Here is a 21572-nt window from a genome sequence, read left to right as displayed (position 1 = left end):
ATGTGTACTAAGTACACGTGGTAGGGGAGCGTTCTGTAGGCTGAAGAAGGTGGATTGAGAAGTCTGCTGGAGGTATCAGAAGTGCGAATGCTGACATGAGTAACGATAATGAGGGTGAAAAGCCCTCACGCCGGAAGTCCCAGGTTTCCTGCACGACGTTAATCGGAGCAGGGTGAGTCGGCCCCTAAGGCGAGGCTGAAGAGCGTAGTCGATGGGAACCAGGTTAATATTCCTGGACTTTTTATAAGTGGTGAAGTGGGGACGGAGAAGGCTAGATAAGCCAGGCGTTGGTTGACCTGGTACGTGCATGTAGGGGGGTAGACTTGGCAAATCCGGTTTACTATTAACTCTGAGGTGCGACGTGGTGCTGACACTTCGGTGTACGGCGAAGTTATTGATGCCCGGCTCCCAGGAAAAGCTGCTAGCCATAACTTATAGAGAACCGTACCGCAAACCGACACAGGTGGACAGGTAGAGAATACTAAGGCGCTTGAGAGAACTCGGGTGAAGGAACTAGGCAAAATGGTACCGTAACTTCGGGAGAAGGTACGCCCTTTCTGGTGATGGGATTTACTTTCAGAGCTGGAGAGGGCCGCAGAGACCAGGTGGCTGCGACTGTTTATTAAAAACACAGCACTCTGCAAATTCGTAAGAAGACGTATAGGGTGTGACGCCTGCCCGGTGCCGGAAGGTTAATTGATGGGGTTATCTTCGGAGAAGCTCTTGATCGAAGCCCCGGTAAACGGCGGCCGTAACTATAACGGTCCTAAGGTAGCGAAATTCCTTGTCGGGTAAGTTCCGACCTGCACGAATGGCGTAACGATGGCCACACTGTCTCCACCCGAGACTCAGTGAAATTGAAATCGCTGTGAAGATGCAGTGTACCCGCGGCTAGACGGAAAGACCCCGTGAACCTTTACTATAGTTTTGCACTGGACTTTGATGATAACTGTGTAGGATAGGTGGGAGGCTAAGAAGTGAGGACGCTAGTTCTCATGGAGCCGACCTTGAAATACCACCCTGTTGTTATTGAGGTTCTAACTTGGTCCCATTATCTGGGATGAGGACAGTGTATGATGGGTAGTTTGACTGGGGCGGTCTCCTCCCAAAGAGTAACGGAGGAGCACAAAGGTACCCTCGGTACGGTCGGACATCGTACCAAGAGTGTAAAGGCAAAAGGGTGCTTGACTGCGAGAGCGACGGCTCGAGCAGGAACGAAAGTTGGTCTTAGTGATCCGGTGGTTCTGAATGGAAGGGCCATCGCTCAACGGATAAAAGGTACTCCGGGGATAACAGGCTGATACCGCCCAAGAGTTCATATCGACGGCGGTGTTTGGCACCTCGATGTCGGCTCATCACATCCTGGGGCTGAAGCAGGTCCCAAGGGTATGGCTGTTCGCCATTTAAAGTGGTACGCGAGCTGGGTTTAGAACGTCGTGAGACAGTTCGGTCCCTATCTGCCGTGGGCGTAGGAAAATTGAGAGGAGCTGCTCCTAGTACGAGAGGACCGGAGTGGACGAACCTCTGGTGTACCGGTTGTGACGCCAGTTGCATCGCCGGGTAGCTAAGTTCGGACGGGATAACCGCTGAAAGCATCTAAGCGGGAAGCCTCCCTCAAGATGAGTTTTCCCATGAAGCCCGTTGAAGACTACGACGTTGATAGGCAAGGTGTGGAAGCGCAGTAATGTGTGAAGCTAACTTGTACTAATTGGCTGATTGTCTTGACCATATAATCTGAATTACTTCAGAGTGACTGAATGTGTATACAAGCTGTAGGTTGGCCAAGGCACAACCTACAGAAATAAATTGTGAACCCTTTATTTACCTAATGCATGATTCGGGTATAATACGCCCAACATCATGTAAAACCAGTTTTCCTGGCGACCATAGCGGTTTGGAACCACCTGACTCCATCTCGAACTCAGAAGTGAAACGAACCCGCGCCAATGATAGTGTGAGGTTTCCTCATGTGAAAGTAGGTCATCGCCAGGGTTTTATTCTTTTAAAGCGGCATTTCCATGCCGCTTTTTTTATATCCAAAATTTACTTCAAAAAATATAAGCACTCATAGTCTTTTAGTTTTCTTTCTATCATCTAATGAAGATAGATATTGTTCTTTTTTTGTATACGCTAATTATTCCTAACTGTTATACCTTTTGTTAAGTATTGCAATAAATTAAAACCTTTTCTCGATAAATGCTAGTTATCGAGATACACTGAATTAAAAAACATTCAGGTAAATTGGGTGAAAAATAATTTTCTAATTTATGGCTCATATGGCTATACGGGTAATTTAATTGCTCAGTTAAGTCTAGAGCAGGGGCTAAAGCCGATATTAGCAGGCAGAGATGAAGAGAAACTTAAGCTTCAAGCGAAAGCTTTAAATTTGCAATACCGAGTTTTTGATGTGAATGATTTGGAGCAAACCAAAAATGCTCTGAACGATCTCATTGCAGTAATTCATTGTGCAGGACCATTCAAGTATACCTTCAAAAACATGGCTCTAGCCTGTCTTGCCGCAAAGACCCATTATCTGGATATAACGGGTGAAGTTATTGTAATAGAACAACTTATGGCAATGAATGAGGAAGCAAAAAAAGCCGGCATTATGTTATTACCTGGTTCAGGATTTGATGTGGTTCCTAGCGATTGTTTGGCTGCTTATTTAAAACATTGCTTACCTGATGCTAATCGATTGATTCTTGCTATAGGTACATTTAATAAAAGTGAACATTTAAGTGTTTCCCATGGAACTGCTAAAACAATGCTGGAAGATATCCCTGAGGGAACTAAGATTCGTGATGAGGGTGTTTTAAAGAAAATCCCTTTCTGCGGGAAGACTCAATTATTTGATTTTGGTACTTCGAAGAAGCTGTTATGTGCCACAATTTCATGGGGTGATTTGTCGTCTGCATGGTGGTCCACGCGGATTCCACATATAGAAACTTATATGGCATTGCCAAAAAAAATAATTAAATTTAAAACGTTTATTAATTTATTTAAATGGCTTTTAAGCTGGACTCCAATTAAAAAATATCTAACGCATAAAATTAATCAATTGCCTGCTGGTCCTAATGAGAAACAAAGAAACAACTCGGTTGTAAAAATTTATGCTGAAGTAACCAATGAAGCAGGGAAAAAAATTGCTGCAGTAATGACTACACCTAATGGGTATACATTGACCACTTTATCATCACTATTAATTATAAAAAATGTTCTATCAGGAGATGCTCCTATTGGTTTTCAAACTCCTTCCAGTGCGTACACAGAAGATTTAATCATGAAAATACCCGAAATATCACGAGTTATGCTCCAATAATTGTGTTAGTATTCACCTCATTTTCAAATTGGAGAAAATATTTTCATAGCCAAACATTATTACAATTAAATTGATTTTTATCTGTGTATAAGGAAATTAGATGACGCTTGAAAAAAGACTTACTAAACTAGAAAATGAAATTGAAGAACTAAAATTAGATAAATTGGACCTGGATGGAATATATGCTCGTATGCAAGCCCTGACTGAGCAAATGGAGAAACAACTAAATCAATATGAGAATGTTATCAATTCAGCACAAGCAGTAAACTTAAATAACGGAGAGCTGCTGAACAGGTATGGCATTATGAAACCACCAAGACAGCAAGAATCTTTAGAACTCACCTTCAGTGGACCTCATACTCCTTAAAACTCAATTATAGCCTCCTTAATTTTTGGGAGGTAGAAATTGATTTTTATTTTATACAGATTTCTTGATTCTAAAACCAAATCAAGGGCTGGTTAAAAAATTAAGATTCTTATTCGTAAAGGTAATCAAGCTAATCTGTATAATTTAATAGGATTATCACGATGTTTTAGAATAACATCACCAACAAATTCGCCTTTAATTTCAGGAAGTTGTTTCATTGCATCTTCAGAAATAAGAATGGTAGAGTTATACGTTTTATTGAGCTGTTCTATATGAGCTGCTGAATTAACTACATCCCCTATAATCGTATATTCTTGTCGTTTCTTTGTTCCGATCGTACCTGTTACCGCATTACCAAAATGTAGTCCTATCCCTAATTTTAGATCAGGCAGATTGCCTTTTTTTACTTCCTCTTCATTGCGTTTAATAATCTCCAATGCCGCATTTACAGCATTAGCGACATCATTGCCGCTAGAAAGCGGTGCACCAAACACAGCCATAAAACCATCACCTAAAAATTTATTAATAATTCCTTTATTATCATGAATAATTTTTATCATAAATTTAAAAATGCTGTTGAGATAATTAACAACAATTGGTGATTCATTTGCTTCGGTAAAATGAGTGAAATTGCGTATGTCCAAAAACATAATACAAACGGGTATATATTCACTCAAATTAGCATCTTTTGATAATAATTTGGATGCAACTTCGGGCGAAACGTGTTGGCCAAAAAGATCTTCAATTCTGTCCCGCTCTTTTTGAGCATCAAAAACAGCAAAAAGTTGCTTTTTAATTTGAGAGGTTACAAATCCTGTAATTACCCCTCCCATTAATAAAATTATTCCACGAGCAGCAAAGGGGAACCAGGCAACGAGATAGTAATCAATCCCTTCGATATTTGTATAGTGTAGAAAGTAATAGGAAAGCCCCCAATACTGAAGGGCTGCAACTAATCCTGCAAATCGGCATAACCATTCGTTTAATGTTAGTGAAGAGAGAATAATGAAGATGTAATAGAGTAAAACTGGTGGCATTAAAAGAACATACACAGGTGTTTGCACAGTAGCTGCAACAATAATCCCAAATGTTGGAATAGATATTTCGATAAAGCCATTCAAATAGCGTAGAAACATGGGCATATTTTTTTTATGGGCTATGTATAGGCAAATAACTTGGCGGATCAATAGAAAATAGAGCGCTACACCTGCTAAATAACCTGGTAAAATTAAGGATGATATTTTCGCCATTCGAAAAAATACTTCAGGGGAGTGAATAATAAATATTATCCACATAAGCGACAATAGAAAAAAAACAGTAGATAAAATTGTTGTTCTTAGTTTTTCGGTTTTTAATATTTCCATTTCCAAAATAGTTTGAGTCATTTACACTCACCCATTGGTCCATTTCTTTTCTTTTATTCTAGATTAGAATTTGAACAAATACTTGTAAGTAGCCGCTCTTTCGAATTCGACAGATCTCACCGATATATATATTTTAGATTGATACCAAATGCTTATCTTTAAGTCGCACATAATGTTGTGCTGAATAGTCTAACATTTCGATTTCTTGAACGGTTAATTTCCTAACCGCTTTAGCCGGGTTACCAAGATATAAATAACCACTTTCCAGTACCTTTCCAGGAGTGACTACAGAGCCAGCTGCAACCATTACATGATGTTGAATGTGTACCGCATCCAAAATTAAGGCGCCCATACCAATAAGACAGAAATCATCCACAATACAGCCGTGTAATACGGCTCGATGTCCAATGGTAACCCCTTGGCCTAAAATTAATGGTTGCCCACCTGATGTATAGGGGCCATCATGGGTAACGTGTAAAACCGATCCATCTTGAATGCTACAGGCATTACCTATTTTAATTGAGTTCACGTCTCCACGTATCACGGCCATAGGCCAAACAGATACATCGTCGCCTAGAAATACATCGCCAATGACTACTGATTTTGGATCAATGAAGACCCTTTGGCCTATTGAAGGTGATTTACCTTGAAAACTGCGAATTGCATTACTCATATTATTAAACCATAGTTACCAATTCTTCTGCACTTGTAGGATGGATTGCGACTGTATTATCAAAATCTTTTTTACAAGCCCCCATTTTTACTGCCACACCGAAGCCTTGGAGCATTTCATCAGCTGCCAATCCAATAACGTGCAGGCCGATAATTTTTTCTTCTTTGCCCAAAGTGACTAATTTCATTACGGTAGGTGTTTTTTCTTCTGCAAATGCATCAAACATTGGAGTAAAACGAGTTTGATAGATTTTAATTTTATCTTTGCCATATTGCTCAATAGCCTCTTCTTCACTAAGACCAACTGTTCCTATGGGAGGATGGCTAAAAATTACAGTACAAATATTATCATAATTTAAACAAGCTTCAGGTTGTTGACCAAATAAACGATCAGCCAAACGACGGCCCGCAGCAATTGCTACAGGAGTAAGTGCAGGTGCATTCGTTACATCACCTAAAGCATAGATTCCCTGAGTGCTCGTATTTTGAAAGGCATCGACTGAAATCAACCCATGCTCATCCGTAGCAACGTTTGCTTTCTCTAGATTTAATCCAGATGTTCTGGGTTTTCTTCCCACCGCGGCAATAATTACGTCTATATCATGAATAATTGAACCACTGGCGGCACATACAATCGATTTTCTGCCATCACTATGTAAATTTATTTCTTGTGCTTTATGGTTTGCATGAATATGGATACCTTGTTGTTGCATAATATCCATTAATGTTTCACCCAAAACCTTATCAAAGCGAGATAAAGGTCGTGTACCTCTCATTAAAAGGTGTGTTTCACTACCGAGACTATTTAATACTCCCGCCAGTTCTACCCCGATGTAGCCACTTCCAATAATTGCAACTTTTTCAGGCTGTTTGGTTAAAGCAAAGAAACCATCCGAATCAATTGCATGTTGAACTCCATGAATTCCTGGTTGTGAAGGTTCGCCACCCGTTGCAATGATGATGTGTTTTGCTTGATAAACAGAATCATTTACTTTGATTGAGTGTGCATCATGGAATGTCCCCAGACCTTGAATCAGGGTAATATCAAATTGGGCAAAACGTTTTGCATAATTTTCTCTGAGACGTTCTATATAAATATTGCGTTTATTAACTAGAGTATTCCAGTCAAGTCGGGTTGATGTGGGAGCAAACCCATATTCAGGTGCATGATGCAGGATGTCACAAATCATGGATGCATTGAACATAATCTTTTTGGGGACACAGCCTAAATTAACGCAAGTGCCACCTAAATAGCTTGGTTCTACTACGGCTACTTTGGCACCGTATTTTGCAGCTCGAACAGCACTGGCAATGCCACCGCTGCCTCCACCCAATACAATGAGATCAAATTGATTGTTTTTCATAGACAATTTTTGACAAATAAGTTTATATTATCAGGAACTGTCCAAGCAACCAACTAAAATTCCCAATAAATGAAGTTTACTAATGGGATGTTTTTCCAGTTATCCTTGCCTTTATTACTTAAGTTCTACCTGAAAACTGCAATAGGTAATGAAAGCAGATTTAAATAGCCCTAATTTGTATGGATGAGTAGTACAAAAGCAGCCTGATTTCAATACGGAATTATCTTTTTAAACAATTTGTAATCGTTCATTTCGGATCCCTTCTTTGAGCATTGATCAAGGATTAGGTTTAGGAGATTTAGGGTTGCAACTTAGACTTATCCTAGTATTTTCTGCAATAGGACGGAGATCTTGGTCGATGCTCTTTTATAAGGAGATTAATATGCCAGCATCTAGGATTAAGATTAGTCGTTTGGTTGTTTTGGGTGATAGTTTATCAGATAGGGGTACTTTTAATAAACGGATGCTTTTGGGTTTCATACCCCTGGGAGATATTTATGAGGTAGGTTTTGATGCACCTAGAGGACGATTTACTAACGGATTTGTCTGGGGTGATTACTTTGTTACAGCGATTATCGAAGAATTTGAAATCGAGCATGCACGAAAAAAAATGAAACTCACTCGCGATGCTCGAGGGAATGCAGATATAGCGGATGCTATTTTAGCGAATGATCGCAATCTGCTGAGAAAAAATGAGAAAGCATTTAGTCTAAATAGTGACAAACATATTTTATATAAAGGGGAACGTTTTGCACGCTTCTATTGTGAAGCAGGCTTAACCTCATATGATTACAAAACAAAATTCACACTGAATCCTGAAAACGAAGTAATCAGGCTGGTCTTGGCCAATTTAGAAGAGAAACAAAAGTTACTCAGTGCTGACGATAAGAAGTATCATATTAGCGCTCAGGAAAAAGCTGAAACTTTAATTATTGAATGGTCGGGGGCAAATGATTTACTTACTGTAAATTCTGAGCCTACTTTTCTTGAAGCAGATAATGCAGTCAATGCGCGAATCGCCAATCTTGAAATCTTGATTCAACAAGGATATCGAAATTTTGTTTTGGTGAATTTACCTGATCTTTCCTTAACTCCAAGATATCAGGCTCAAAGTAAAACGGAACAAGAGAATGCCGCTAAATGCTCTGTATATTTTAATGAACAATTGGCAGCAAAAGTACAACAAATTATTGAAAAATATCAGGGTTTAAACATACCTCTAAATCTTTCAATTTTCGATGTCAGCAAACCATTTGAAGACATTTATTCTCATTGTGAAGAATATGGATTCGATAAAGAAAAATTAAAGTCTCCCTATATTGAGTCTGAGGAATTTAAGGAAAATCAAAAAAATCCAGTGGATCAAGAAGAACATATTTCTCCAGCTAAAGGCTTCCTATTTTGGGATGTCATCCATCCTACGATGAATTTACATTCCTGGTTAGCAGTAAAATTTAAAGATGCATACAATAAAATTTTTAAATTTACTCCTCCTGATTCTACAAAGAAAAGCTGTAAAGAAGCAGGGGATGCAATGCGTCAATTTTCACCTGCCTCTTACGCTCATTTGCCCCAAGATTTAGTGAAAATAATAAGCACTATCCATGCAAATGCCGTGAGTATGGAGAAATCTTTTAGTGCTTCACGTCGTGAAAAGGGTGAACTATTAAAACAGTTTATTTTTGAACTGAAGTGTCAAAGTGGTAATTTGCAGGAGATTGATGCTTTTATAAAATCATTTACTCGAGATGCTGATAATATGAAAATAATAAAAAGACACAATAATCCAATATTTGATTTTTTTGCAGGCAAGAAAACGACCCAATCAGAAGATTATATTGGTGAGCTCAGCAGGGTGGTTGCAGAAAATCTTCATGTTCAGAAGCAACTAACAGTTTGATTGTAAATGAAATTAGTAGCCTGGGTGAAGGCGTAAGCCGTAACCCGGGATTGGAAATTGCATCCCCGGGTTTCGCTGCGCTGCACCCAGGCTACGACTAAACTTTGCTTCATTCAAAATATGCTTTATTCCGCGCTTACTTTAAAGTTTACATCAACATTGCCGCGAATTGCATTTGAATAGGGGCAAACTTCATGCGCTTTTGCTACCAATGATTCTGCATCTTTTTGGTTTAGGCCCACGACATGAGCATGCATTTCAACCCCAAGCTTAAATCGTTGGTCAGGTGTAGAGTACAGAGAGACTTGAGAAAGGATCGAAGCATCCTTCAGGGGAATTTGTTGTAAACGAGCCACATGGCGCATGGCACTCTCAAAACATGCAGCATAGCCTGCAGCAAATAATTCTTCTGGATTCGTACCGTCACTTTGGCCACCAAGTTCTTTGGGTTTAGCCAGGTCCAGTCTTAATAAACCGTCAGATGTTTCTATATGACCTTCTCGACCACCATGCGTACGTGCTGTTGCTGTATAAAGTGCTTTCATTTTTTGGTCCTTTAATGATAACTGCTATCAAGTTAGAGTTGATTTATGAATTTGTCAATTAGGAATGACTCTATATATTGTATTGCATTCATGAATTGGCACATTAGGGCTTTTCACCCCATAAAACAAACCCTTATCTAAATAATTACACACTTGTTGTGTATTTAGCTTATTAAGACATTGGGATAAGGTCTTGTGCTGGCAATGCGGAAAAATTGCGTTAGAGGAGTTTATGGCTTGATAGTGTTGATCGTTCCAGCTGTTTACATCACTGGTGTAATAGGTAGTAAAGTTTTTAATGTTTAGGTTCTTATCCATATTAAATATTTTCATACCTGGGTAATTATGATGGATGCGGCTAACACTGGGTGTAGAATAAGCGTATACGTTAGTGGCATTATCTAAACGGATTTTTCTGAATCCATCCATATGCGTATGCGAAGTGAGTAGGGTAATTTCTCCATATGATTTTTTGTTGTTATTTAATATTTTTATAAATTCTTCTAGGTATGTTTTATGCCAAATGGGTTCTCCACGATACGAATTTCCAGGCGGTTCGTGCATCGCAATTAATAGTTGTTTGGCATGATGTTTTCTTAATTGTTGATTTAGCCATGAAAGTTGGATTAAGGCATCGTGTTCTTGATTGGGGTATTTTGATAGTATGGGGGTTTTTGTCCATTGGGTAGCATTTAGGGCAATTAAGATAATCTTTTTATTTCCAGGGATTACATAGCTGGAATAATATCCATCGTGGCTCATGTGACTACCATCGATAATTAATTCTTTACAATGAGCACAGGCTCCATTCCATCTTGCAGCATAATTTAATGGAGAAACGCCGTCCGCTTCAAAAGGTTGGTAATTACCGAGCAAGGAATCATTGTTTCCTGCAATGTAAAAAATAGGTTTCAGATCTTTATCGTGCTCATATAAATCATCAAACACGGTTTTTTCGAACTCTCCTTTTTTCGATGCGTTAAATAAAGAGTGAGTTGGTAAATCGCCTAAGCAAAGAATAAAATCTACTTTTTTACTTAATTTTTCATATTCCTTCATGGCAATCTTTAGGAACTCTGGGCCTGTATCTTCTCCATCATTTGATGAATTACTACTGCCGTAATGAATGTCACTAATTGTTAGAAAACTAGGTGCTGCATACACGGAATGAAGAAAACAAAAAAACAATAAAACAACTTTAAAAAATGAATTCAATTGAATCTCCATGATGATTATTTATACGTAAGAGTACACTCAATGGTGCCAACTTAAGGATTAGCTGCAATTAAACCCTCATCCGCCCTATGGGCACCTTCTCCCCATGGGGAGAAGGGCAATTTCTTTATATTCCTAAGAAGCTTCGCGAATGCTCCAGATCCTTTGTGCCTGATTGGGAGTATCCAAAGCTTGTACCCAAAGTAGTATGGGACTCCCCGACGGATTAATTGTTAGCGTCTTAGAAGACAACATGACAGCAAAAGGATATTTCTTGACTACAGATTGCAATGTTGACCATACTTTTCCAGGATCAGTCTGGTTATCGCTTACAATAAGTTCATTACCTCGGTAGATGACATTGACCGATTGGCCTCGAAGAGCCGTTCGTATTGCTGACTCCAATCGTCGCCATTTCGCTTGATGTGCTTTTTGTCGTTCAGCTTGAGTCGGGTTTAATTGGAAACTAATCCGTTGATGAGGTGAAAAAATTCGACTTAAGCGACTGCTTCCTGGGCTCTTCTGCAAGAAATAAGTGCATAGTGCATCCAAAACAGGACGTCCTGGGCCAGAAGCTTTACCTGGCTGTCGGTTAACGTACATTGCAAAAGCTAAAGTATGCCCATTGGCAGTATATAAATATCCTGAGAGACTATTTATTCCTGTCATGGTGCCCGTTTTAGCGCGAACAAAACCTTGTTGTGTTGGAATCTGAAATCTCTTTTGCAACGTTCCATCTCGTCCAGATATTGGTAGTGCAGCGATGTATTCATAAGATAATGGAAAACGTTGATATAAGAATTTTAATAGCGATATGGTTTGTTCTGGGGTTACTAAGCTATACCTTGATAAACCTGAGCCATCAGTAAAAATTGCATTACTAAAATCAATTCCTGTTTGTGACTGTAAAAAGTTTTTAATCAAAGGTTGGGCATTTCGCCAGTTGACTGGTATTCCATTATTGAGTTTTTCCGCAGCATGCAAATATAAGCTGTCCGCATAGAGATTATCTGAAGGCTTTAACGTGTCTGCCATCAATTGCGATACTTGTTTGGAGTGTTGTGTTGCAATTAATAAAGAACCCGCTGGAGTTTTACCTAATTGAACTTGGCCATTGAGTTGGATATTCGCTTTTGCTAATTGGCTTTTGATCATGCCTTGGGCATACATTAAAGGGTTTTTTATTGCCAGTCGTTGTTGTACTGCCCATTGCCCAACACCAACACAACCTCTAACAGTTAAATGATTCTCTTGATCCAAACTAAAACCCACGCCACAACCTTTGGCATTCGCTTTAGTTGTTGCTTGGTTATTTAACGCGATGGCGCCACCACCATCATCGACTTCAACAATGGCTGGATCTCCAGCTTGAGCCCCGGGATTCACCGTAACAGTCAAGCGATTTGAATCCACCATAACTGGGGCGTTGGGTGCTCCGTAGCTGTATGATAAATCAGTTGTGAGCCAGCCGGGTGGATAGGGATCTACATTGGCCAAGCTGCTGTCAATGTATACGTTACCTTGAATGGTATTAATGTTCCATTCTTTCAATGAAGAAAGTAGCGTATTTAAATTGTCACGACTAAAAGAAGGGTCACCGCTAAGCCGTACATAAACGTTCCCTTGCAATACGCCTTGTTGTATTTTTCCTGCACTCATACTGAGTTGGTTTTTGAAACGGTAATCTGGTCCAAGTACCATTAACGCCGCTGCTTCAGAAAAAAGTTTCATGTTACTTGCGGGAATATATAATCGCTCTGCATTACGACGATATAGAGTTTTACCGGAAGTTAGGTCAAGGACAACAATTCCAAGATTAACATTGGGATTAACGCGATTAATCAATCGATCAACTTCAGTTTGGATGCTGGCGCTATATGATATTGTGGATAAGGCCAATAAAAACACGCCAGTCAATGTTCTTCTCATCGATGTCGTTCCTTTGTTACACCCTATGCAGAATATAGAGTTCATAAACGTTAATCATATCTTAAGCCTAAACGCTCCAAAAGTCCCGCAAGAGTATCATTATCAAAAAATTTTACTTGCAGCCATCCACCTTGCTCATTGTCGTTGATTATTTGTACGGGTGCACCTACTTGTTCTGATAATACGGTTTGTAATCGTTCAATGTCTCGATCTTTTTTCGCATTTTTAGGGAGAGGTAATTCTTTGTTTTTTTGCGTTTTAACTGCGTGCTCTAACTGTCTTACTGACCATTGGTGTTCTATAGTTTGTGTCACTAAATATTCCTGCTGGGGCGGATTTAGCCCTACAAGAACACGGGCATGCCCTAAAGATAAACTTTTATCTCGAATTAAATCTTTTATTTTTTCACCCAAACTCAGTAAGCGAATAATATTGGCAATATGACTACGTGACTTTCCTACTAAAGTGGCGATTTCATCTTGATGATAATGAAATTCATCAATCAAACGCCGATAGGCACTTGCCTCTTCAATCAAATTTAAATCTTCCCGTTGAATATTTTCGATTAAAGTCAGGGCACAAGCCTGCTTGTCAGTATAGTTTCCGATGAGGCAAGGCACTGTTTGCAATCCTGCCATTTTTGCTGCGCGCCATCTTCTTTCTCCAGCGATAATTTCATAACGTTGTTTCGCTATAGTTCTTACAATTAAGGGTTCAATTAATCCTTGAGATACTATCGATTGGGCAAGTTCTTTCAATGCAGCATCATTAAAATCCTGTCTGGGTTGATACTGTCCTGCTTGAATATTTTCTATAGGTATCTGATGAAATTCAACGTGCATGAAACAAGGTTCTGTATGGGATTGATGAGAATTGTTTCATATTTTGGTGGGAATGGAAATAGGGATGTGGGACGCAGGATGTAGCCTGGGTGAAGCGTAGCGTAACCCGGGATGGTACTACTGAATTCCCGGGTTACGCTACGCTTCACCCAGGCATTTTAAAGCAAACCATATACTATGGCTGAAATAGCGATGATGCCTATAGCTGTAGTAAATACATTACTTACTGTATGTGACTGATATTTTTTCATTGCGGGAACTTTGGCAATTGCATACATAGGCATGATAAATAACAAGACTGCAATAACCGGACCACCCAAAGTTTCTATCATTTTTAAGATATTGGGGTTTATGGTCGCTACAATCCAGCATGTCAGAACCATAAAAATTTCAATGACTCGCTGGAGCTTACTTTGACTTATTGTTTTTCCTGTTGGTTTTAACAGGTTCACGATAATGCTGCTTAGCCCCTCTTTAGCACCTAAATAATGGCCTAGGAATGATTTGGAAATTGCAATAAAAGCAATAATAGGAGCGATGCAAGCAATTAGCGGTGTTTTAAAATGATTTGCTAAATAAGACAAAATAGAAATGTTTTGTTGTTTTGCCTGTAAAAGGTCTTGAGGCGAAAGGCTAAAAACACAACTAAATACAAAAAACATAACCGAAAAGACCATGAGTAAATGGCTGTAGCGCATAATTGATGTACTATTTCTATCTGCGTCAGCACCATAGCGCTCTTTTTGATTGACTGCAAAAGATGAAATAATCGGTGAGTGGTTAAAGGAAAATACCATAACTGGAATGACTAACCATAAGGTCATCAAAAGACTATGTCCGCCATTAGCATGTAATGAATTGCTTTGCTGTAAAATAGCGTTGTTCCAGTTTGGAATTAAATAAACGGATAAAAATAATAATATCGTTGCAAAAGGGTATACCATTAAGGACATTGATTTGACGATTATTTCCTGCCCAAAACGGATTATAGCCATGAGTATAAGGATGAGTATTATAGCTAAAAGTGCCCTGGGTGGAGCAGACATCCCTAACTGGTTTACAAGAAAACTTTCAGTGGTATTGGTAATTGCTACGCTGTACATTAATAGGATGGGATAAATTGCAAAAAAATATAAACCCGTCAGTATTCTTCCTGCAAAAGTACCAAAATGTTCTTCAACCACATCAGTAATATTATTCTGTTCCGAAGATCCTGATAAAACGAAACGGCATAGAGCACGATGCGAGAAGTAGGTCATGGGGAAGGCAAGTATCGCCATTATAATTAAAGGCCAGATTCCATTTAATCCAGCATCTATTGGGAGAAATAGAGTCCCCGCACCTACAGCAGTGCCGTAAAGACTTAACATCCAAACAGTATCATTTTTTGCCCAGGAATTTTTTTTATTTATCGCAAGAGGTGGAATTATTGCTGTAGATTCAGTTGCTGACATAAAAATATCTTTCCTTTATAATACTGTGCACAGTGTCCAATATTAACACTGTGAAGCTAATATTTCAACAGAATCTACTGATGCTAATGAATATTCTCGATCAATTTATTTAGGGTCTATAAACAGACCCTAATCTTCTGCAGTTAATACTCCAGTTTAGTACCATAAAGCCTATCTCCAGCATCACCTAAACCAGGAATAATATAGCCTTTTTCGTTGAGCTGCTGGTCTATTGCTGCGGTGAAAATAGGGACCTCCGGATGTTCTTCATGAAAAGCAGCGATACCTTCGGGAGAGGCGAGCAGACAGAGAAATTTAATGGATTTAGGGCTGATTGCTTTAATTTCTTTAACCGCGGCAACTGCTGAATTTCCAGTGGCTAACATGGGGTCAACTACAATAACGTCTCGATCCCGGGTATGCTCTGGAAGTTTAATATAGTACTCAATAGCCTCAAGAGTTTTAGGATCGCGGTATAGGCCTATATGACCAATTCTTGCTGTAGGCACAAGTTGTAACATGCCATCAACTAAACCATTGCCGGCACGCAAAATCGAAACAAAAACCATTTTTTTACCTTTTAAAACAGGTGATTGCATTAAGGCCAAAGGAGTTTCGATCTCTTCATATTCCATTTCTAAATCACGCGTGATCTCATAGGCGAGCAGCATGCTGATTTCATGCATCAAGGTACGAAATTTGACTGTACTGGTGTCTTTTCGACGCATAATTGTCAATTTATGCTGAATTAATGGATGTTTCACTACGACAACCTGTTGATTATTCATTTTAACTCCAAAACTGCGATTTTAGGTAAATTGGATCTGGGTGCTTTGTAACCCGGATTACGCCGAGCTAATCCGGGTTACAAAGCCATGCTAAATATGTCTTAATTTAAAAAACGGTACCATCACTAATAATCTGGATAGGTGGCGTGCCTTGGGAGCGCTTTTGTTTCGCAACTCGTCGACCTGCTTCCCAGGTGCCTCCTTGTAAAATTTTGGCCAAAGGGAGTTCTATGGCATTTTTTTTCAGTTTTTTTCTGATTAAATCGGCTAATTCATCCAATAGAGCAATGGTTAATGCACGCCATTCCACAATGATTTCTGAATCAGGGGGAAGCTCAGTCTCCAGAATTTTTTTATTTTTAACATGCAGTACCTCACAATCAATAAGTAATCCGCCGTTTCGATATTCAGGTAAACCTGTTAGCTCTTCCAAATGAGTTACGGTAATTCCTGCTTGTTCTAAGGGTTCAATCAAGGAATAAGTGAGCCACTGGGATAATTTATGAAATGGAATATATTCTGATCCAGGTTCAGTTGTTTTTAGTGCATTGTATCGCCACACATCACCAAGAGAAACTCCATGAAATAAAAGTCTTGCCGGCCATATATCATTAAATGCATTAAGGACCTCATGAAAAATTTGCGAGGCTGTAAGCGTGTTATTTACTGCTAAGGAACTGATATAGGAATAAAAGTTACCCAAGCGATTTTCTTTTCCAAAATGATTTTCATCCTGTTGCATTAATGCACCGAGTCGATTCAGCAAAGCAACTCGTCCAGAAAGGCCTTCTAAAGGATTGTTGGCCGTTACTTGGAATCCACGCCGTAGATCGTCTTCATTAAAATTCAGTAGACGTTCGGCATCCACTCTTAGTGGTTCATTGGGATAGGCACTAAACACACCTTCTTGATAAAGAGACAAACTTGCTAGAGCAAGACCTTCTGAGCGGGAATATTCTATTCCTGTTTCAGACTCCTTATAGCGCCAGTATTGGCCTGCACCGGCATCGAGAAATACGCTGATGATAACAAGCTCATAAAGAATTTTTCCATGCTCCGCTGCAGATAAATCACCTAATTGTTCCAGCATTTTTTTTATTCGATTAATACCTCCAGCTTCAAAATGACGCCAGCGGCTATGATAAGGAATATCAAGATTTGGATAATGATCTTGAATGACTTCAATAACAAAAGACGCAGTGCGGGTCATCTTTTCTGGATCTAAGGAAAAGTATGCTGATTGATCGTGTTTGACTCGTTCCAAAATAGCTTGTGCGCGTAAGCGTATGGTCCGAGGATCTTTTAACGTAGCTAATACTTGGGCAATTTCTTGTTGTTGATTACTCATTAAGATCACGTCCTTTAGTTTTTGCTAATTCATTGATATCAACAATTCGATCAGGTGAGTAATAACCTGCCGCACGTTTAGCATTCATTTCAACTTGAGCATCAGGAGGAACAAGCTCATCCGGAATGCTTACTCGTTCTACGACCTGAATTCCTGACTTGAGTAATGAGTCATATTTCATATTAGACATGGAAACAAAGCGATGAATCTTTGTAATACCAAGCCAATGCAAGATATCCGACATGAGTTCTTGGAATCGCATGTCTTGCACTCCAGCGACACACTCCGTTCGTTCAAAGTATTTCGCTGCAGTATCGCCACCTTTTTGTCTTTTGCGGGCGTTATAGACTAAAAATTTGGTGACTTCACCCAGCGCTCTTCCTTCCTTGCGATTATAAACAATCAAACCAGCCCCGCCTTTCTGGGCTGATTCAATAGATAATTCAATTCCATGAACTAAATAGGGCCGACATGTGCAAATATCAGAGCCGAAGACATCAGAACCATTGCATTCATCATGAATACGACAAGTGAGCTCAATTTTGGGATCGTGGATGGTGGTTACATCACCAAAAAAATAAGCAGTTAATCCGCCTATGGGGGGTAGAAAAACATCTAAGTCAGAACGTGTTACCAGCTCAGGGAACATCCCCGCAGTTTGTTCAAATAAGGTGCGACGCAGAAGTGATTCTGAAATTTTAAAACGTTCAGCAATTCCAGGTAAATACCAGACTGGCTCTATTGCTGCTTTAGTCACTGCAACATCGCCTGACTCTTTTAATATTTTTCCATCAGGTATGAGGCGGCCTTTTTGGATGGCTGTATGCAATTCAGGAATATTAATATGCGCTTTAGTCACTGCTATTGTAGGTCGAATGTCATATCCTGCGTGAATTTCTTCATCAAATACGCTTGCTACGAGATGTCCCCAAGGATCAAGTGAAACAATTTTCTGGGTATCACTCCATTGAGGATGAGGGCCTATAGTTACTGGCGGGGTAGTGTCTGTAAGATCAGGCACATGCTCCGGATCTAATACTCCGGCAGCAACGGCAAGAGCACGATAAACCGAATATGAGCCAGAGTGTGTGCCGACCGCATTGCGATTTTTGATATTAGTAAGTGAAGCGATTACTGGACCACGTTCTTTAGGGTTTTGTGCGCCCCATTTAATTTTTAATGGAGCAGCAGTATGTCCAGATGGATGTGATGATAAAACAATATGTCCTTTGGATTTTTTTTTTGACTCATCTTGTACCATAGTACCGATCCTTTAAATGATGACAGCCTAATCAATTAATCATAGCAGAAGAAATTAATTGGTAGAAAGTACTATTTTCCCTTTATGGACAAGGAAACATGAGTCATTGTACTGGGGGAATATTCTCGCTATTATGATTCGCTTTTGATTCATTATTTAGCCAGGCTACAATTTATTGCTTTTTAAGCATGAGCGTTTATTTGAGGAGATTGCATTATAACTATTTTAATTATTTGTTTGTTCATTGCGATATTATTACCGTATCTTCTCAAGATCGTTGTTGCTAGTTTTATGCAAAAAGAAGGTCGATACGACAATCATTATCCAAGAGAGCAACAAGCAAGATTACAGGGGATGGGGGCTCGAGCTGTGGCCGCACATCAAAACAGTTTTGAATCGTTGCTTGTTTTTGCTACCACTGTATTAACTGCGATAGCGACGAACCATGTTAGTATCACAATTCAAATTTTGGCGATTATTTATATTGTTTCCCGAGTTATTTATAGTCTTTTTTATTTAATGGATATGGCTTCATTAAGATCAACCATGTGGTTTGTTGGTTTTGTTTGTTGTTTGATAATATTAGGACTATGTCTGTGATTGAGTTATGAGTAATTGAGAAGGGAAAAGGGTTGTTAATAAGAAGTTAAAAGGGTTTTTTTGATGCACAAAAAAAATGATGTTCACCAGGTTTCACTTCATCCTTTATTGGTTTTTGTTGTTTTAATGCTCATGATATTGATGCAGATGACGACGGATCAGTATATTCCTTCATTGCCTGCGATTACCAAGATTTTTAACAGCAATGAAGCGTCCATTCAATTAACGTTGTCTCTTTTCATGTTGGGCTTAAGCATTTCTCATGTATTTTATGGTCCATTATCCGATAAAATCGGTCGTAAACCGCCACTGATGTTTGGGGTGGGCCTGAGTATTTTAGGTAGTTTAATCTGTTTTCTTGCTCCTTCAGTTTTGGTATTGATTATTGGGCGCTTTATTCAAGGATTTGGTATTGGATGTTGCGGTTCGGTTGGACGTTCTCTCGTTCGTGATCTATTTACTGACAGAGTCTTATCTAAGATAGGATCTTATGTAGGTATTGTAAGTGTGTTTATTATGGTCGCTTCTCCAGTCTTAGGTGGATACATTCAGGAGCGTTTTGGATGGCGGGCCAATTTTTTATTTTTATTAGTATTTGGTATTGCTATATGGATTTTAGCGATGCTTGCCTTGCCAGAAACAAACAAAAAACTTAATCCTGATGCAACCAAATTTAAAGTAATGCAGGAGAATTATTTTACTTTATTAAAATCTAAAGTCTTTCTAGGCTATGCATTGTGTGCTTGTCTTGCTTCCGCAGGTTTAATTGGTTATCTCGCGATTGCACCTTTCCTTTTTCAGGATGTATTAGGCCTTAGTCCTATAGAATTTGGTCAATTAACTATTTTTATTGCGGGTGCTATTTGTGTGAGTGGGATAATTAATAGCCAATTGGTGATGAGTAAAGGAGTATCCTATATGGTCTTTATGGGAATTGTCTTTATGGTTATAGGAAGTTTTACCATGCTGTTCCTTGCTCTTTTAGGATTTCAGAATGTGCTTTCCATCATGATTCCGATGGCATTGTTTAGCATGGGTGTTGGGTTTACTTTTATCAACGCATTCGCCGGTGCTTTTCATCCTTTTCCTCACATGGCGGGAACAGTAGGGGCTTTATACGCGAGCATGCAAGATTTAAGTGCCGCGTTATCCAGTGGCATTATTGCCCTGGGTCAATGGTATGGCCAACTCTCTTTAGCTATCATATTGCTTATTTTGGGGCTCAGTTCCTTTGCTTCATGGTATTATTTGGCCTCGAAAGATAATTAATAGGTATTATATGAAAATTACTGACAGCGAATTAAAAAAAATTATATCCAAATTATCGGGTACAAATGCAGAAGAAATTCGGGATGATACTGCTTTAATAGAGGACTTGCATTTAGACTCTTTGAAAATTGTTGAGTTACTGGCCATTCTTAGTGAAGAATATAATCTAACAGTGACTGAGGAAGATGCAATGAATTTTCATACTTATAAGGATTTATTTGGTTTTACTCAGGCATAACTGGATTCTGTTTACATAAGGTAGCCTGGGTGCAGCGAAGCGGAACCCGGGGTTTGTCTAAATAACAACCCGGGTTCCGCTTCGCTGCACCCAGGCTACAAATATCTTATTAAAATTTTAACGCAGGATTTAACACATTTTCATTATCTAATTGCGTGAAATAAGATAGGAGCATGTAAATTGCTATTGCGCCTGTTGCAACTATTCCACCAAAGAGCCTGAGGTTTCGTGATGAATAGTTTGATTCGGACTCCTTTTTTGTAGCAGGGAGAGCAACCTTATACCACTCATGCTCCGGGGAGAACAATTGCGAAGAAGGTTCAATATCCTTATAACGCTTAAATAAATTTTCCCACTTTGTTCTGTGAGTTGTTTGATGTAATTTAGCATCTTCTTTTGAAAACACATTACTACTTTTTTGGAGTTCTGATTGGTGTAAAAAGTCATCATACTTTTTATGTAGTTCTTCAATTGGTTGTCTAATTTCTTCCATACAATAACGAGTTTGAGCATTTTTTTTCAATATGATTTGAGCATGAGGAGGAATGTTTCTTGGAAGCTCCATCTTTGGATCATCTTTAATTTTTTTTGCTAAATCTAAAATATAAAATGCAATGGCACTACTGTCATACTCACATTGTTTTTGTACGTCGGTTATTGGTATAGAGGGGATTGAGTTATCAACTCCTGCTGATTGTCCGATTTGCTTGAGTTGAGTTAATTGTTTTTCTACTCGTTCTTTAACTTCTGAATGAATGTTATTTTCAGCAAGCAACCATCCTGCATAAGCCCGAACATGTTCTTGTTCAATGAAGAATTTTACCTGATTAAAAAGGGTTATAAATTGCTTTGGATCAACAATGGATTTATCTTGTTGCTGACTTTCTAAGCTTTCTATAAGCTGTTCTGCAAACCCTAATAACTCATTCACTTCATCGAAAACAAGTTTTGCATTAAGGCGTGCATCTGGACCAACACCAAATTTTGCTAATGCAACGTATTTTTCAATTTGAATATCGATCAATTCGCATAAAAATTCGAATAATTCTTTTTGACTCTTCATCTTTTTCGTCTCTCTTAATTTGGGCAATTAGCTT

At 39.0% G+C, this 21572-nt stretch carries 18 protein-coding genes and 2 rRNA genes (1 of these 20 cut by a window edge); 8 read left to right on the top strand and 12 right to left on the bottom strand.

From position 1 onward, the window contains the following. From Lstg_RS07130 to Lstg_RS07115, 4 genes are all read left to right on the top strand, one after another. A 23S ribosomal RNA gene (locus Lstg_RS07130) occupies positions 1-1729 on the top strand; it begins 1168 nt to the left of the window's first position. 147 nt (positions 1730-1876) lie between these two features. Then, a 5S ribosomal RNA gene (gene rrf, locus Lstg_RS07125) occupies positions 1877-1992 on the top strand. Between the two features lie 253 nt (positions 1993-2245). Then, entirely contained in the window at positions 2246-3319 is a 1074-nt protein-coding gene (locus Lstg_RS07120; protein ID WP_058476972.1) for a saccharopine dehydrogenase family protein, read from the top strand. Between the two features lie 100 nt (positions 3320-3419). Continuing rightward, positions 3420-3686, top strand: a complete 267-nt coding sequence (locus Lstg_RS07115; RefSeq protein ID WP_058476971.1) for a hypothetical protein — start codon at positions 3420-3422, stop codon at positions 3684-3686. Positions 3687-3811: 125 nt separating this feature from the next. On the opposite strand, the gene Lstg_RS07110 is transcribed toward Lstg_RS07115, so the two are convergent. From Lstg_RS07110 to gorA, 3 genes are all read right to left on the bottom strand, one after another. Then, positions 3812-5071, bottom strand: coding sequence for an adenylate/guanylate cyclase domain-containing protein (locus Lstg_RS07110; protein WP_058476970.1), 1260 nt, complete (start codon positions 5069-5071; stop codon positions 3812-3814). A gap of 112 nt (positions 5072-5183) precedes the next feature. Beyond that, complete coding sequence (locus Lstg_RS07105) at positions 5184-5723, bottom strand: gamma carbonic anhydrase family protein (protein WP_058476969.1); 540 nt, start codon at positions 5721-5723, stop codon at positions 5184-5186. Between the two features lie 4 nt (positions 5724-5727). Beyond that, positions 5728-7086, bottom strand: coding sequence for a glutathione-disulfide reductase (gene gorA, locus Lstg_RS07100; protein ID WP_058476968.1), 1359 nt, complete (start codon positions 7084-7086; stop codon positions 5728-5730). A 382-nt stretch (positions 7087-7468) separates the two neighbouring features. Here gorA and Lstg_RS07095 point away from each other — a divergent pair, with 382 nt between their 5' ends. Then, positions 7469-8986, top strand: a complete 1518-nt coding sequence (locus tag Lstg_RS07095) for an SGNH/GDSL hydrolase family protein (protein ID WP_058476967.1) — start codon at positions 7469-7471, stop codon at positions 8984-8986. Positions 8987-9111: 125 nt separating this feature from the next. Here the strand turns inward: Lstg_RS07095 and Lstg_RS07090 are convergent, their stop codons facing one another. The 8 genes from Lstg_RS07090 to Lstg_RS07055 form a co-directional block, all read right to left on the bottom strand. Beyond that, positions 9112-9531: an organic hydroperoxide resistance protein gene (locus tag Lstg_RS07090; RefSeq protein WP_058476966.1), complete on the bottom strand. Its 420-nt coding sequence runs from the start codon at positions 9529-9531 to the stop codon at positions 9112-9114. 54 nt (positions 9532-9585) lie between these two features. Then, positions 9586-10746: a metallophosphoesterase gene (locus Lstg_RS07085; RefSeq protein WP_058477052.1), complete on the bottom strand. Its 1161-nt coding sequence runs from the start codon at positions 10744-10746 to the stop codon at positions 9586-9588. Positions 10747-10881: 135 nt separating this feature from the next. Continuing rightward, positions 10882-12675 carry a D-alanyl-D-alanine carboxypeptidase/D-alanyl-D-alanine endopeptidase gene (dacB, locus tag Lstg_RS07080; protein WP_058476965.1) on the bottom strand — a complete coding sequence of 598 codons (1794 nt, stop codon included), beginning with the start codon at positions 12673-12675 and terminating at the stop codon, positions 10882-10884. Between the two features lie 50 nt (positions 12676-12725). After that, positions 12726-13517, bottom strand: coding sequence for a ParB/RepB/Spo0J family partition protein (locus Lstg_RS07075; protein WP_058476964.1), 792 nt, complete (start codon positions 13515-13517; stop codon positions 12726-12728). A 158-nt stretch (positions 13518-13675) separates the two neighbouring features. Continuing rightward, positions 13676-14971, bottom strand: coding sequence for a serine/threonine transporter (locus Lstg_RS07070; RefSeq protein WP_058476963.1), 1296 nt, complete (start codon positions 14969-14971; stop codon positions 13676-13678). 143 nt (positions 14972-15114) lie between these two features. Then, positions 15115-15759, bottom strand: coding sequence for a uracil phosphoribosyltransferase (gene upp, locus Lstg_RS07065; protein WP_058476962.1), 645 nt, complete (start codon positions 15757-15759; stop codon positions 15115-15117). Positions 15760-15865: 106 nt separating this feature from the next. Next, the gene (locus tag Lstg_RS07060) at positions 15866-17107 is read right to left on the bottom strand and encodes a URC4/urg3 family protein (protein ID WP_058476961.1); all 1242 of its coding nucleotides are present in this window, start codon (positions 17105-17107) and stop codon (positions 15866-15868) included. Next, positions 17100-18368 (bottom strand): GTP cyclohydrolase II, encoded by a 1269-nt coding sequence (locus Lstg_RS07055; RefSeq protein ID WP_058476960.1) that lies wholly within the window; start codon positions 18366-18368, stop codon positions 17100-17102. The genes Lstg_RS07060 and Lstg_RS07055 overlap by 8 nt, the downstream gene beginning before the upstream one ends. A 216-nt stretch (positions 18369-18584) precedes the next feature. On the opposite strand from Lstg_RS07055, the gene Lstg_RS07050 reads away from it, so the two are divergent. From Lstg_RS07050 to Lstg_RS07040, 3 genes are all read left to right on the top strand, one after another. Next, positions 18585-18968 carry an MAPEG family protein gene (locus tag Lstg_RS07050; RefSeq protein WP_058476959.1) on the top strand — a complete coding sequence of 128 codons (384 nt, stop codon included), beginning with the start codon at positions 18585-18587 and terminating at the stop codon, positions 18966-18968. A 63-nt stretch (positions 18969-19031) separates the two neighbouring features. Beyond that, on the top strand, positions 19032-20237 hold the full coding sequence (locus Lstg_RS07045) for a multidrug effflux MFS transporter (protein WP_058476958.1): 1206 nt from the start codon (positions 19032-19034) through the stop codon (positions 20235-20237). A gap of 10 nt (positions 20238-20247) precedes the next feature. Continuing rightward, positions 20248-20475, top strand: a complete 228-nt coding sequence (locus tag Lstg_RS07040; protein WP_058476957.1) for an acyl carrier protein — start codon at positions 20248-20250, stop codon at positions 20473-20475. Between the two features lie 109 nt (positions 20476-20584). On the opposite strand, the gene Lstg_RS07035 is transcribed toward Lstg_RS07040, so the two are convergent. Then, the gene (locus Lstg_RS07035; RefSeq protein ID WP_058476956.1) at positions 20585-21538 is read right to left on the bottom strand and encodes a hypothetical protein; all 954 of its coding nucleotides are present in this window, start codon (positions 21536-21538) and stop codon (positions 20585-20587) included. Between the last annotated feature and the right edge of the window lie 34 nt (positions 21539-21572).

This window comes from Legionella steigerwaltii (assembly GCF_001468065.1).
Taxonomy (GTDB): Bacteria; Pseudomonadota; Gammaproteobacteria; order Legionellales; family Legionellaceae; genus Legionella; species Legionella steigerwaltii.
This window is presented reverse-complemented; position numbering and strand designations above follow the sequence as displayed.

What these genes read in the sequence shown, in the direction of transcription:
- Lstg_RS07045 (WP_058476958.1), top strand. Translation starts at nt 19,032, where the DNA reads ATGCACAAAAAAAATGATGTTCACCAGGTTTCACTTCATCCTTTATTG.
- Lstg_RS07115 (WP_058476971.1), top strand. Translation starts at nt 3,420, where the DNA reads ATGACGCTTGAAAAAAGACTTACTAAACTAGAAAATGAAATTGAAGAA.
- Lstg_RS07075 (WP_058476964.1), bottom strand. Translation starts at nt 13,517, where the DNA reads ATGCACGTTGAATTTCATCAGATACCTATAGAAAATATTCAAGCAGGA.
- Lstg_RS07110 (WP_058476970.1), bottom strand. Translation starts at nt 5,071, where the DNA reads ATGACTCAAACTATTTTGGAAATGGAAATATTAAAAACCGAAAAACTA.
- Lstg_RS07040 (WP_058476957.1), top strand. Translation starts at nt 20,248, where the DNA reads ATGAAAATTACTGACAGCGAATTAAAAAAAATTATATCCAAATTATCG.
- Lstg_RS07070 (WP_058476963.1), bottom strand. Translation starts at nt 14,971, where the DNA reads ATGTCAGCAACTGAATCTACAGCAATAATTCCACCTCTTGCGATAAAT.
- upp (WP_058476962.1), bottom strand. Translation starts at nt 15,759, where the DNA reads ATGAATAATCAACAGGTTGTCGTAGTGAAACATCCATTAATTCAGCAT.
- Lstg_RS07055 (WP_058476960.1), bottom strand. Translation starts at nt 18,368, where the DNA reads ATGGTACAAGATGAGTCAAAAAAAAAATCCAAAGGACATATTGTTTTA.
- Lstg_RS07105 (WP_058476969.1), bottom strand. Translation starts at nt 5,723, where the DNA reads ATGAGTAATGCAATTCGCAGTTTTCAAGGTAAATCACCTTCAATAGGC.
- dacB (WP_058476965.1), bottom strand. Translation starts at nt 12,675, where the DNA reads ATGAGAAGAACATTGACTGGCGTGTTTTTATTGGCCTTATCCACAATA.
- gorA (WP_058476968.1), bottom strand. Translation starts at nt 7,086, where the DNA reads ATGAAAAACAATCAATTTGATCTCATTGTATTGGGTGGAGGCAGCGGT.
- Lstg_RS07095 (WP_058476967.1), top strand. Translation starts at nt 7,469, where the DNA reads ATGCCAGCATCTAGGATTAAGATTAGTCGTTTGGTTGTTTTGGGTGAT.
- Lstg_RS07035 (WP_058476956.1), bottom strand. Translation starts at nt 21,538, where the DNA reads ATGAAGAGTCAAAAAGAATTATTCGAATTTTTATGCGAATTGATCGAT.
- Lstg_RS07060 (WP_058476961.1), bottom strand. Translation starts at nt 17,107, where the DNA reads ATGAGTAATCAACAACAAGAAATTGCCCAAGTATTAGCTACGTTAAAA.
- Lstg_RS07090 (WP_058476966.1), bottom strand. Translation starts at nt 9,531, where the DNA reads ATGAAAGCACTTTATACAGCAACAGCACGTACGCATGGTGGTCGAGAA.